Annotated in this window: 11 protein-coding genes; 9 read left to right on the forward strand and 2 right to left on the reverse strand. The window is 61.9% G+C overall.

The window, feature by feature from the left end:
* Nucleotides 1-14: 14 nt before the first annotated feature.
* Nucleotides 15-599 carry a histidine phosphatase family protein gene (locus BHMPCIPO_RS05460; protein ID WP_173515826.1) on the forward strand — a complete coding sequence of 195 codons (585 nt, stop codon included), beginning with the start codon at nt 15-17 and terminating at the stop codon, nt 597-599.
* A gap of 50 nt (nt 600-649) precedes the next feature.
* Here BHMPCIPO_RS05460 and BHMPCIPO_RS05465 read toward each other — a convergent pair whose 3' ends face one another.
* Complete coding sequence (locus tag BHMPCIPO_RS05465) at nt 650-910, reverse strand: DUF1344 domain-containing protein (protein ID WP_113538088.1); 261 nt, start codon at nt 908-910, stop codon at nt 650-652.
* A 295-nt stretch (nt 911-1,205) separates the two neighbouring features.
* Here BHMPCIPO_RS05465 and BHMPCIPO_RS05470 point away from each other — a divergent pair, with 295 nt between their 5' ends.
* The 3 genes from BHMPCIPO_RS05470 to ribB all read left to right on the forward strand — a co-directional run bounded on the left by BHMPCIPO_RS05470 (nt 1,206) and on the right by ribB (nt 6,835).
* Nucleotides 1,206-4,379, forward strand: coding sequence for a bifunctional diguanylate cyclase/phosphodiesterase (locus BHMPCIPO_RS05470; RefSeq protein WP_173515827.1), 3,174 nt, complete (start codon nt 1,206-1,208; stop codon nt 4,377-4,379).
* A gap of 114 nt (nt 4,380-4,493) precedes the next feature.
* Nucleotides 4,494-5,600: a chorismate synthase gene (aroC, locus tag BHMPCIPO_RS05475; protein ID WP_173515828.1), complete on the forward strand. Its 1,107-nt coding sequence runs from the start codon at nt 4,494-4,496 to the stop codon at nt 5,598-5,600.
* A 134-nt stretch (nt 5,601-5,734) separates the two neighbouring features.
* Nucleotides 5,735-6,835 (forward strand): 3,4-dihydroxy-2-butanone-4-phosphate synthase, encoded by a 1,101-nt coding sequence (ribB, locus tag BHMPCIPO_RS05480; protein ID WP_173515829.1) that lies wholly within the window; start codon nt 5,735-5,737, stop codon nt 6,833-6,835.
* A gap of 131 nt (nt 6,836-6,966) precedes the next feature.
* Here the strand turns inward: ribB and BHMPCIPO_RS05485 are convergent, their stop codons facing one another.
* Nucleotides 6,967-7,521, reverse strand: a complete 555-nt coding sequence (locus BHMPCIPO_RS05485) for an invasion associated locus B family protein (protein ID WP_373419799.1) — start codon at nt 7,519-7,521, stop codon at nt 6,967-6,969.
* Nucleotides 7,522-7,861: 340 nt separating this feature from the next.
* Between BHMPCIPO_RS05485 and coxB the strand changes: the two genes are divergently transcribed.
* From coxB to BHMPCIPO_RS05510, 5 genes are all read left to right on the forward strand, one after another.
* On the forward strand, nt 7,862-8,743 hold the full coding sequence (coxB, locus tag BHMPCIPO_RS05490; protein WP_173515830.1) for a cytochrome c oxidase subunit II: 882 nt from the start codon (nt 7,862-7,864) through the stop codon (nt 8,741-8,743).
* A 20-nt stretch (nt 8,744-8,763) separates the two neighbouring features.
* Nucleotides 8,764-10,452: a cytochrome c oxidase subunit I gene (gene ctaD, locus BHMPCIPO_RS05495; protein ID WP_173515831.1), complete on the forward strand. Its 1,689-nt coding sequence runs from the start codon at nt 8,764-8,766 to the stop codon at nt 10,450-10,452.
* A 98-nt stretch (nt 10,453-10,550) separates the two neighbouring features.
* Nucleotides 10,551-11,507 (forward strand): heme o synthase, encoded by a 957-nt coding sequence (locus BHMPCIPO_RS05500; RefSeq protein WP_173515832.1) that lies wholly within the window; start codon nt 10,551-10,553, stop codon nt 11,505-11,507.
* Nucleotides 11,507-11,647, forward strand: coding sequence for a cytochrome c oxidase system small membrane protein (locus BHMPCIPO_RS05505; protein ID WP_173515833.1), 141 nt, complete (start codon nt 11,507-11,509; stop codon nt 11,645-11,647). Before BHMPCIPO_RS05500 ends, BHMPCIPO_RS05505 begins: the two co-directional genes overlap by 1 nt.
* A gap of 11 nt (nt 11,648-11,658) precedes the next feature.
* Nucleotides 11,659-12,252 carry a cytochrome c oxidase assembly protein gene (locus BHMPCIPO_RS05510; protein WP_173515834.1) on the forward strand — a complete coding sequence of 198 codons (594 nt, stop codon included), beginning with the start codon at nt 11,659-11,661 and terminating at the stop codon, nt 12,250-12,252.
* Nucleotides 12,253-12,301 lie beyond the last annotated feature (49 nt).

A 12,301-nucleotide genomic window follows, 5' to 3' on the forward strand; every position in this document is an offset into this window, starting at 1 on the left:
CCCGGAGACATGTTGTGCTGATCTATATGATCCGTCACGGACAGACTGACTGGAATGCCGAAAGCCGGCTCCAGGGGCAGAAGGACATCCCGCTCAATGATTTCGGTCGCCAGCAGGCGACCGGCAATGGCGCAGCACTTGCCGCTATCCTCGGCGCCGACGCCGTGCATTTCGACTTCGTCGCGAGCCCGCTTGGCCGCACGCGCGAGACCATGGAGCGCGTGAGGCTGGCGATGGGGCTCGATCCCACCGCCTACCGGACAGACGAACGGCTGAAGGAAGTTTCCTTCGGCGACTGGGAAGGGCACACTCTTCCAGAACTCAAGCGTTCGGCGCCGCAAAGAATCGCTGAACGGCGCGCGGTGAAATGGGACTTCATTCCGCCGGGACCCGATGCCGAGAGTTATGAGATTCTGTCCTGGCGCGTTGCCGCCTGGCTCAAGGATGTGACGAAGCCGACCGTGTGCGTCAGCCACGGCGGCGTCATCCGATCGCTTTTCAAGCTCTTTGGGGAAATGGAGGCCGAGGAGGCTGCGTCTGCGGCGATCCCGCAGGATCGCCTCCTGCGCATTTCCGGCGGGACCATTGGCTGGATCTGACCGCTGAAATGAAGGAGCCGCCCCGGAGGACGGGCGGATCTTGGTCTTTTTTACTGCACGATTTCGAGGTCGTTGATGACCCGTTTGCCATCGACTTCCGTGTAGAAGACCAGAACCTTCACGCCTGCCTTCAGGCCCTCGAAATTGAACTCTTCAGGTGCCTGGTAGCTCTTGCCGTCATCGAGCTGGAGGCTGAGGCGCTCGGTATCGACACCCGTAATGGTAGCTTCCACGTCGGCGCTTTCCGCAAGAGCGGATAAAGGCGAAAGCAAGCCGGCGGTGGCCATGAGCGCGGCAATGACAAAACGCATCTTTCTTGCCCTCTTCAACGATTCTGCGAACATCCCTCTCATCACCCTTGGCCCCCGATTGTGGCAAAAATTGCCTTGTAGCTTGGCTTTTGGCCGTCAGGCCCCGGTTTTTTGACGGGCCTTTCGACGCCGGAACACTGAACGGCGACACCGCTTTTTTCAAGCGGGTGGGCGCCGAAGTCCGGGAGGCGGAATGCCGATTTCCCCATGAATCATAGGGTTTTCCAAGGAATTGTGACGAAAGCCAATCTTAAGAATCGCTCGCTACCTTTGGTTGGGGATCGAGGGGAAGAGATTGAAGATCATCGACGTTCTGCGCCAGCGCGTTCGGGCGGCCGCCAGATTTGCGAAACCATCGCTGATACCAGCGGCGATCGCCGGCCTCGTCGTCTTTGCCGGCGGCTACGTCTACGAGCGGCAAAATCGCGAAAATTTCCAGAATGATCTCCGGATCGACGTCGAGAATGAACTGAACCTCATCGCCAATCGGTTGCAATCGGCGATAAACACCAACATTGCGGCGCTGAACGGGTTCGCCAACAGCATCGGCGTGCACCCGGCGATGACGCCTGACGATTTCACCGTCATGGCGACGAAGCTCCTGCTGCAGAACCCGCAGATGGTGCGCGCTTCGGCTGCGCCCGGCGGCGTGGTGGGGATCGCTTTTCCGCGTGAGAGCCAGCAATGGTTCGTTGGCACGGATTTCAACAGGTTCGGCGCGACGAGGCACGCCATCGAGCGGGCGTCGTCGACGGTGAGGCCCGTGATGATCGGCCCCATTCGCCTGCCGAGCGGACGCAACGGTTTCGAGCTTTTCCTGCCGGTCTTTTCCAAGATCCAGGGACGCATGGAGCGCTGGGGCTATGTCGAGGCCATTATCGACGAGAAGGCGCTCTATCGCGCGGCGCGCCTCCTGGAGACCGGCAGCGAAGCACCGGAGCTGACGAAGGATCATCGGCACATCGACGTTCACCTCGCGATCAGGGATATCTCCGAGCAGGAGCGGATCCAGGATGCGTTCTTCGGCGACGACGCACTTTTTCGCAAGGCGCCGGTGACGCGCCGGCTCGATCTGGCAGGTGGCGCCTGGGAACTCGCCGCCATGCCGGTTGGAGGCTGGGACCAGCTTCCTGAAAACATAGAGAGCATTCGCCTGGCGATCGCCGCCGCCGTCGCCATCGTGGTGATCCCGATCCTTTTGACCGGCGGGCTCGTCAACGAGCGGCAGCGCAATATTGCCAAATTGAAGGCGCGGGAAGGGGAGCTGATGACGCTGTCTCACCGGCTGAACCTTGCGCTTGACGCTTCCAAGATCGGTATCTGGGAGATCGACGTCGAAACGCAGCAGCGCTCCTGGGACGATCGCATGTTCCATCTGCATGGGCTCGAGGTCCACCTGGAGGAACCGACCTATGAAGAATGGCGCGCGACGGTGCACCCGGAGGATATCTGCATCGCCGCCAACGCGCTGTTCCGCAGCTTGGACGACGGATTGGAATACCGCTCGCAATACCGGGTCGTCCTGCCTGACGGTGCGGTGCGCCATATCCGCAACGTCGGCTCCAGCCATCGCGGTGCCGACGGCCGTGCAAAGGTCACCGGCATTAGCTGGGATGTCACAGACGACGTCATGAAGACCGAGCGGCTGACTGCGGCCAAGGCCCAGGTCGATCAGCAGAATCTCGAACTCGAGCAGGCGCTGAAGGGTCTTTACGAGCGCGAGCAGGACCTTGAACTGCTCTCGCGCCGCCTCGACCTGGCGCTCGATTCCTATCGATGCGGCATGTGGGAGGCGGATCTCGACAGCGGACTGACCTATTGGGACGAACGCATGCACCAGCTCTACGGTCTCGTCTATATCGATGGGACCACCAATGAGGAGACGTGGCTCACCGCGCTTCATCCTGAAGATCGGGCGCCGGCGCTGGTCGCGGTCAACCGCGCCATTGCGGCGGACGAGACCTATGTGCACCAGGCGCGCGCGATTCTGCCGGCCGGCGGCGTTCGCCACATCCGGTCGGTCGGCAAGCTTCACGTGGCGCCGAATGGCGCACGCAAATTTGTCGGCATGGCGCTCGATGTCACTGAAGACGTGCTGATGACCGAACAGTTGCGCGCAGCCAAGGCGATGGCGGATGCGAAGAACGCCGAGCTGGAACAGGCCCGGGTGCGGATCGAGCACAACGCTCTCCACGATCCGCTGACCGGCCTCGGAAACCGCCGCATGCTCGACAAGGCGCTGGAGCGCCTGGCGAGCGCCGGTGATCGCGAGGATATCGCCATCCTCCATATCGATCTCGACCGTTTCAAGCAGATCAATGACACGCTCGGCCACGCCGCCGGCGACGCCATGCTGATCCACGCTTCCGAAATCCTCCGGGCAAACACATCGCCCGGTGACATCATCGCCCGCATCGGCGGCGACGAGTTCGTGGTCGCCGCCATCGGCGCGCCCGGCGAGGCGGCATTGGCGGCGCGTTGCGACCGGATCATTGCCGCGATGCGCCAGCCGGTCGATTACAACGGTTTTCCCTGCCGTTTCGGCGTCAGCATCGGTGTTGCGGTCGGCCGTGGCGCGGAGATCGATGCGCGCAAGCTGCTCATCAATGCCGACATCGCGCTTTACCGCGCCAAGGAGGCGGGCCGTAACCGCTATCAGTTCTTCACCGAAGTGCTGCAGGCCGAGGTCGTGACCGCCAAGCGGATCGCTGACGAAATCCTCGAAGGCATCGAGCGTGACGAGTTCGAGCCCTGGTATCAGCCGCAGTTCGATGCAACCACGCTCGCGCTTTGCGGGGTGGAAGCGCTGGTGCGCTGGAACCACCCGCGTGAGGGCATCCTGACGCCGGATCGTTTTCTCGGCATCGCCGAGGAGTTGAACGTCACGGCGGCGCTGGACCGTCTCGTGCTCGAAAAGTCGCTGGCCGACCAGATGCGGTGGGCCGCTGCCGGCGTGCGGGTGCCGAAGATCTCGGTCAACGTCTCGGCCAAGCGGCTTCAGGACGACGACCTCCTGTCCTCTCTCGAAGGCCTGAGCATCGCGCCCGGCCAGATCTGCTTCGAACTGGTGGAATCGATCTTCCTCGACGAGAGCGACGACATCGTTGCCACCAATATCGAAGGCATCAAGAAGCTTGGCATCGACATCGAACTCGACGACTTCGGCACCGGCCACACCTCGATCGTCAGCCTGCTGAAGATCAAGCCGAAGCGGCTGAAGATCGATCGGCAGCTCGTCGTTCCGGTCTTGAGCGCGCGCAGGGAGCAGGCGCTGGTCCGTTCGATCATCGACATTGCCCGCTCGCTCAACATCGAGACCGTGGCCGAGGGCGTGGAGACCATGGCGCACGCCGAAATGCTCGGCATCCTCGGCTGCGACGTTCTGCAGGGCTATGCCTTCGCCAGGCCGTTGAGCTCGGAGACGTTCCTCGCCTTTGCCGCCGAGCGTGGCCTGCGCCTGGCTTCGTGACGAAGGCGACGGCAGCAGGCGCAAAAGTCTTTCCCCGTCCCCGGCTTTCCACTAAGAGAGGGCATCCGCCTACGAAACGTACGGCCGTTGCTTGCTTAAGGTCCGGTAGCCTTCATGTCGCATAATACTTTCGGTCATCTCTTCCGTGTCACCACCTGGGGCGAAAGCCACGGGCCGGCGCTTGGCTGCGTGGTTGACGGCTGCCCGCCCGGCATCCGCTTCACGCTCGCCGAACTCCAGGCCTGGCTCGACAAGCGCAAGCCCGGCCAGTCGCGCTTCGTGACGCAGCGCCGCGAGGACGATCTCGTCAAGGTGCTTTCAGGCGTGATGTTCGACGAGGACGGCGAGACGATGATCTCGACCGGCACGCCGATCTCCATGCTGATCGAAAACACCGACCAGCGTTCGAAGGACTATTCCGAGATCGCCAAGCGTTATCGCCCGGGCCATGCCGACTATACCTACGACCTGAAATACGGCATTCGCGACTATCGCGGCGGCGGTCGTTCGTCGGCGCGCGAGACCGCGGCACGCGTTGCCGCCGGCGGCATCGCCCGCAAGGTCGTCCCGGGCCTTATCGTGCGCGGTGCGCTCGTGCAGATCGGCAAGCACAAGATCAACCGGGCCAACTGGGACTGGGCCGAGGTCAACAACAATCCATTCTTTGCCCCGGACCCGGAGATCGTGCCGGTGTGGGAAGAGTATCTCGACGGTATCCGCAAGGCCGGCTCCTCGATCGGCGCCGTGGTCGAAGTGGTCGCCGAGGGCGTGCCCGCCGGCATCGGCGCGCCGATCTATGCCAAGCTCGATCAGGACATTGCCTCCAACCTGATGTCGATCAACGCCGTCAAGGGCGTCGAGATCGGCAACGGCTTCGGTGCCGCCGAGATCACCGGCGAGGAGAACGCCGACGAGATGCGCATCGGCGCGGACGGCAAGCCGGTCTTCCTCTCCAACCATGCCGGGGGTATTCTCGGTGGCATCGCAACCGGCGAACCGGTGATCGCGCGTTTTGCCATCAAGCCGACCTCGTCGATCCTCACCGAGCGCCGCTCGGTCGACAGCGATGGCAACGAAGTCGATGTCCGCACCAAGGGCCGCCACGATCCTTGCGTCGGCATCCGCGCCGTGCCGATCGGTGAGGCGATGCTTGCCTGCACGATCGCCGATCACTATCTGCGTGACCGCGGCCAGACCGGCCGTCACTGCACAACTCCTTAAATCGGAGACGATTTAAGGACAAAATTATGCGGCAACTTAAAGTGTTACAGCGACCCTTGCGCGTCTAGTAGACGCGCGGCGCTGTAAGTAATTCGGCCTTAAGCAAATCGGCCAAGCAAGTCGGGAAGAGCACCATGTCCTATGATCAGAAGCGTGTCGTCGATGCCATCCGCGCCTTCGAGGCCGGCGAAATCGTCGTCGTGACCGATGACGATGGCCGCGAGAACGAGGGCGACCTGATCGTCGCCGCGGTGCATTGCACGCCGGAAAAGATGGCCTTCATCGTGCGCCATACCTCCGGCATCGTCTGTACCCCGATGCCGCGCGAGGAGGCGAAACGCCTCAATCTCAATGCCATGGTCGCTGAAAACGATTCCGCCCACACGACGGCCTTCACCGTTTCGGTCGATTTCAAGCACGGCACGACAACAGGCATTTCCGCCGACGACCGCACGCTGACGGTGCGCAATCTTGCCAATCCCAATGTCGGGCCGACGGACTTCGTTCGCCCCGGCCACATCTTCCCGCTGGTCGCGCGCGAAGGCGGCGTCCTCATGCGTTCCGGTCACACGGAAGCTGCCGTCGACCTCTGCAAGCTCGCAAGCCTGCCGCCGATCGGCGTCATCTGCGAACTCGTCAATGACGACGGCACCGTGATGCGCGGGCCGCAGGTCGCGAGCTTTGCCGAAACCCACGGCTTGAAGCAGGTTTCGGTCGCAGACCTCATCGCCTATCGCCAGCGCAAGGAAACGCTGATCGAGCAGGGCGGCTCCTTCGACATCGAAACGCCGTACGGTCCGGCCAAGGGGCATTCCTATTCGCTCCCTTGGGATCCGATGCAGCATCTCGCCGTCGTCTTCGGCGACATCCGCGACGGCGTCGACATCCCGGTCCGGCTGCATCTTGAAAATGTCGGCGCCGATGTCTTCGGCAAGGACTGCCAGATCGATCGCATCATGAAGCGCATCGCCGAAGAGGGCAGGGGGGTCATCGTCTACCTGCGCGAAGGATCGGTCGGCGTCGGCGTGTCGCAGACGGCTCGCAAGGGCAAGCACGATCGCGAAGCGCATGACGAGGCGCAGGCGCGCGAGAACGAATGGCTGGAAATCGGCCTCGGCGCGCAGATCCTCAAGGATCTCGGCATCAGCTCGATCCGCCTTCTTGCCTCGCGCGAGCGCCACTATGTTGGCCTCGAAGGCTTCGGCATCAAGATTGCCGGAACCGACATCATCTGAAGCACGACGCTTCTGATTACGACAAAGCCCGGATCGGCGATCCGGGCTTTGTCGTTTGCGCCGGCGCCAACAAAAAACCGCGCTCGAAGCGCGGCGTTCTGTCTTCTTGGCGTGGGGTCCCGGGGCGCCGCTCAGGGCAGGGCGTCGTAGCCTTCGCCGAAGCCCTTGAGATCAACCGGGATGCCGATGCCTTCCTCGGGCGACTGGAAGACGATGAAGGTGGCCGTGGCGCCGGAGCGGAAGGTCTTCAGCAATTCGTCTTCGAGCACGACTTCTGCATAGCAGCCATCGGAGAAGCAGCGCACGAAGTAGGCGCGGCCGATATCCTTGCCGTCGACATTGAGGCCGAGGCCGTTCGGCAGCAGGACGCCGAGCGGGGCGAGCACGCGCAGGATCTTCGCCTTGCGATCCGCCGTCTTCAAGACGACGACCGACAGGCCGACTTCCGGCCGGTCTTCGGCAATGACGTTCTGCATCAGCGCACACTGGTCGGTGGATGCGCCGGCCGGCTGATCGCAAACGATCGACCACGCGCCGTGATTGGACTTGACTGTGCCGGGGGTTCCGGCGGGCTGCTGGGCCAGGCTCTGAGCGGGGAGGGCGAGAACGGCAAGGCCGAAGGCGGCGAAGGCCGACAGTCGCGAAAAGAGGGGCAGGCCCATGTAAACCTCAAAACGTCGAATCATCAGGGCTATTCTTGAAGCGCGCGGGAATAAATGAAAAGCCCCGCGGAGCACATTCCAGCGTCATATGGCGGAAATTGGACGGGTAAACGCCCCCATCCTGTGTGTTGCCGCGCCGGCCGCGTGCAATCGCCGCTATAGGCGCGGAAGAGGTCATATAAGTCGATTCGTGACGGCTTCTAAGGGGTGCCTGTGTGAAAAGATGCGTTTGTGCAAAAATGCCGCACGGGGTTGATTGGTCAGATGTTGCGGCATCGGACAAACTGTGGTTTGAAGCGCAGCAGTATCGCAGGGATTCTGCGTTCCGGTTTGATCCTGATCAAGCGCATTGGGGAGACACATTGTGAAAAACAAGGCTTATGCAGTTCTGGCAGCGCTTGCCTGTCTGCTTTTTGCTTCTAGCGCCTTTGCTGACAAGCCTGTCGAATGGCAGACGAATCTTCAGCCGGCCGCTACGGGCATCATGGAAGAAATCACGTGGTTTGAGCATTACACCCTGTGGTTCATCATTCCGATCACCCTCTTCGTTCTCCTCCTGCTGATCATCGTCGTGGTCAAGTTCCGTGAAGGTGCCAACCCGGTTCCCTCGAAGACCAGCCACAACACCGCGATCGAAGTCATCTGGACCGTCGGTCCGGTTATCGTGCTGCTTTTCCTCGCCATTCCGTCCTTCCAGCTCCTGACTGCGCAGCTCACGCCGCCGGCCAATCCGGATCTGACGGTCAAGGCGACCGGCAACCAGTGGTACTGGTCCTATGAATATGAGGTCGGCGAAAGCCCGCTCTCCTTCGACAGCCTGCTGATGAAGGAAGAAGATCGCGCCGCCCTCGGCAAGGAAGACAAGAAGGAATATCCGCGCCTGCTCGCTGTCGACAACGAAGTTGTCGTTCCGGTCGGCAAGACGGTTCGTCTCCTCGTCACCGCCGCCGACGTGATCCATGCCTTCGCAATGCCTGCCTTCGGCGTGAAGATCGATGCCGTTCCCGGTCGCCTGAACGAAACCTGGTTCAAGGCTGACCGCGAAGGCCTCTACTACGGCCAGTGTTCCGAGCTCTGCGGCAAGGATCACGCCTACATGCCGATCGCCATCCGCGTTGTTTCGCAAGAAAAATACGACACCTGGCTCGCAGCCGCCGCTACCAATCTCGGCGATGCGAACAAGGCGCTCATGGCGTCCATCGAAGCGGCCAAGACCGTCGACGTCGCCGCTAACGCCGCACAGTAATCGGAAGGGGAGCTCGACCCATGGCTGGAACAGCCGTTCATCACGATCAACGCCATGATCACTCCGATCATGGCCACGCAGACCATGCGCACAAGCCTCTGAGCTTCTTCCAGCGCTGGTTCCTGTCGACCAACCACAAGGACATCGGCACGCTGTACCTGATCTTCGCGATCATCGCGGGTATCATCGGTGGCACGCTTTCGGTGTTCATGCGCGCCGAACTGCAGGAGCCCGGCATCCAGATCTTCCACGGTCTGGCACAGATGGTCTACGGCTTCGAGGGCGATGCTGCCATCGACGGCGGCAAGCACATGTTCAACGTGTTCACGACCGCGCACGCGCTCATCATGATCTTCTTCATGGTCATGCCGGCGCTGATCGGCGGTTTCGCCAACTGGATGGTGCCGATCATGATCGGTGCGCCGGACATGGCGTTCCCGCGCATGAACAACATCTCCTTCTGGCTGATCGTCCCGGCCTTCCTGCTGGTGCTGCTGTCGATGTTCGTCGAGGGGCCGGCCGGTGCCTACGGCGCAGGCGGCGGGTGGACGGTCTATCCGCCATTCTCGACATCGGGCATGCCCGGGCCGGCCATGGATTTCGTGATCCTCGGCCTGCACATCGCCGGTGCATCCTCGATCCTCGGTGCGATCAACTTCATCACCACGATCCTGAACATGCGCGCTCCGGGCATGACGCTGCACAAGATGCCGCTGTTCGCCTGGTCGGTACTGATCACCGCCTTCCTGCTGCTGCTCTCGCTGCCGGTTCTGGCAGGCGGCATCACCATGCTGCTCACCGACCGCAACTTCGGCACGGCCTTCTTCGCGCCTGAGGGCGGCGGCGACCCGATCCTGTTCCAGCACCTGTTCTGGTTCTTCGGTCACCCGGAAGTGTACATCCTGATCCTGCCGGGCTTCGGCATCATCAGCCACATCGTCTCCACCTTCTCGCGCAAGCCGATCTTCGGCTACCTCGGCATGGCCTACGCCATGGTCGCGATCGGCGCCGTCGGCTTCATCGTGTGGGCGCACCACATGTACACCGTCGGCATGTCGCTCGACACGCAGCGCTACTTCGTCTTCGCGACGATGGTCATCGCTGTTCCGACCGGCGTTAAGATCTTCTCGTGGATCGCGACGATGTGGGGCGGTTCGATCCGCTTCACGACCCCGATGGTCTGGGCGATCGGCTTCATCTTCCTGTTCACCGTCGGTGGCGTCACGGGCGTTCAGCTCGCCAATGCCGGCCTCGACCGCTCGCTGCACGACACCTACTACGTGGTTGCTCACTTCCACTACGTTCTGTCGCTCGGCGCCGTCTTCGCCATCTTCGCTGCCTGGTACTACTGGTTCCCGAAGATGTCGGGCTACATGTACTCCGAGTTCATCGGCAAGCTGCACTTCTGGGTCATGTTCATCGGCGTGAACCTGATCTTCTTCCCGCAGCACTTCCTGGGCCTCGCCGGCATGCCGCGCCGCTACATCGACTACCCGGATGCCTTTGCCGGATGGAACATGGTTTCGTCCTACGGTTCCTACATCGCGGCCGTCGGCGTCTTGATCTTCCTCTTCGGCGTCGTCGAAGCCTTCGCCAAGAAGCGCGTCGCTGGCGACAACCCGTGGGGCGAGGGTGCGAACACTCTGGAATGGCAGCTTTCTTCGCCGCCGCCGTTCCACCAGTGGGAGCAGCTCCCGCGCATCAAGTGACGGGCAACGAACAGAAGCCGCCGGTTCCGGCGGCTTCACCCCGCCGGGAAACCGGCGATACGCGGCCCTTGCGGCCGGGACTAAATCAGGGACAGGACATGACGGTCATCGACAATCACGAAGCAGTCGGCATGGAAGGCGTACCGCGTCTGTCCGAAGCCTCTGCGCGCGATTATTTCGAGCTTCTGAAGCCGCGTGTCATGTCCCTCGTCGTCTTCACGGCGCTCGCAGGCTTGGTACTCGCGCCCGGCCATATCAATCCCTTCATCGGTTTCATCGCCATTCTTTGCATCGCCGTCGGCGCAGGCGCGTCCGGTGCGCTGAACATGTGGTATGACGCCGATATCGATGCGGTCATGAGCCGTACCGCCAAGCGCCCGATCCCGGCAGGCAAGATCCTGCCGCAGGAAGCGCTGGCTTTCGGTCTGACGCTCTCTGCCTTTTCCGTGATCATCCTCGGGCTCGCCGTCAATTGGCTCGCAGCCGGGTTGCTCGCCTTCACGATCTTCTTCTACGCGGTCATCTACACGATGTGGCTGAAGCGCTCGACGCCGCAGAACATCGTCATCGGCGGTGCGGCCGGTGCTTTCCCGCCGATGATCGGCTGGGCTTGCGTCACCGGCGCCGTGTCGATCGAGAGCATCGTTCTCTTCCTTATCACCTTCCTTTGGACGCCGGCGCATTTCTGGGCGCTCGCGCTCTTCAAGATGGGCGACTACGGCGCCGTCGGCGTGCCGATGATGCCGAATGTCTGCGGTCAGGCGACCACCAAGAAGCAGATCGTCATCTATGCCGTGCTGACTGCGCTCATCGGTATCTGTCCCACCTTGCTCGGCTTCGCGAGCATCGGTTACGGCCTCGTGGCAACGGCACTCGGCCTCGGCTTCATCTGGTATTCGATCGGCGTGCTGCGCATGCCGGAAGCGGATGAGCGCATGCTGCCGGCCAAGAAGCTGTTCGCCTTCTCGATCATATATCTGTTCGTGATCTTTTCCGCCCTGATGGCGGATCACCTGATCGTCAATATCTGGCTGAATGCCGGGAGTATTGTCTGATGGAAACCGTCAAGCTCACTGAAGCCCAGAAGAAGTCGCGTCGCGGCCGCAACATTGCGCTCGGCTTCGTCCTCTTCGGGCTCGTCGTCCTCTTCTACATCGTCACGCTGATCAAGTTCGGCAACGGCATGGTCAACTGAGGCGGGATGGCATGACGAATTCACTGGAAACCACGCCGAAGCAGCGCTCGAACCGAGTCGTCGTCGGCACCTGCCTCGCCTTCGTCGCCGGCATGGTCGGCATGGCCTATGCAGCCGTGCCGCTCTACGACATGTTCTGCCGCGTCACCGGCTATAACGGGACGACGCAGCGTGTCGAGCAGGCTTCCGATGTGATCCTGGACGAGAAGGTGAAGGTCACCTTCGACGCGAACACCTCGGGCGGTCTGCCCTGGGAGTTCAAGCCGGTCCAGCGCGACATCGATATCCGCATCGGCGAAACGGTGCAGGTGATGTACCGGGCGAAGAACCTGTCGTCGAAGCCGACGACGGGCCAGGCGACCTTCAACGTCACGCCGATGCAGGCTGGTGCCTATTTCAACAAGGTACAGTGCTTCTGCTTCACCGAGACGACGCTGCAGCCGGGAGAGGAGATGGAGATGCCGGTGGTATTCTTCGTCGACCCGGACATCGTCAAGGCGGTGGAGACCAAGGACATCAAGACGTTGACGCTTTCCTACACCTTCTACCCGCGCGAACCGTCGAAACCGGTGGCGCAGGTGAAGACGGAAGAGAACAAACTTTGACTGGAGGTCCTTTTCGGCTATGCCGGAAAGGCGACAAGAGAGAGACTTA

Origin of the sequence: Ensifer sesbaniae (assembly GCF_013283665.1) — a bacterium.
GTDB lineage: Bacteria > Pseudomonadota > Alphaproteobacteria > Rhizobiales > Rhizobiaceae > Ensifer > Ensifer sesbaniae.

Excerpts from the sequence above, each read along its gene's own strand:
- BHMPCIPO_RS05500 (WP_173515832.1), top strand. The coding sequence starts at position 10,551 with ATGACGGTCATCGACAATCACGAAGCAGTCGGCATGGAAGGCGTACCG.
- aroC (WP_173515828.1), top strand. The coding sequence starts at position 4,494 with ATGTCGCATAATACTTTCGGTCATCTCTTCCGTGTCACCACCTGGGGC.
- BHMPCIPO_RS05505 (WP_173515833.1), top strand. The coding sequence starts at position 11,507 with ATGGAAACCGTCAAGCTCACTGAAGCCCAGAAGAAGTCGCGTCGCGGC.
- ribB (WP_173515829.1), top strand. The coding sequence starts at position 5,735 with ATGTCCTATGATCAGAAGCGTGTCGTCGATGCCATCCGCGCCTTCGAG.
- BHMPCIPO_RS05485 (WP_373419799.1), bottom strand. The coding sequence starts at position 7,521 with ATGATTCGACGTTTTGAGGTTTACATGGGCCTGCCCCTCTTTTCGCGA.
- BHMPCIPO_RS05510 (WP_173515834.1), top strand. The coding sequence starts at position 11,659 with ATGACGAATTCACTGGAAACCACGCCGAAGCAGCGCTCGAACCGAGTC.
- ctaD (WP_173515831.1), top strand. The coding sequence starts at position 8,764 with ATGGCTGGAACAGCCGTTCATCACGATCAACGCCATGATCACTCCGAT.
- BHMPCIPO_RS05465 (WP_113538088.1), bottom strand. The coding sequence starts at position 910 with ATGCGTTTTGTCATTGCCGCGCTCATGGCCACCGCCGGCTTGCTTTCG.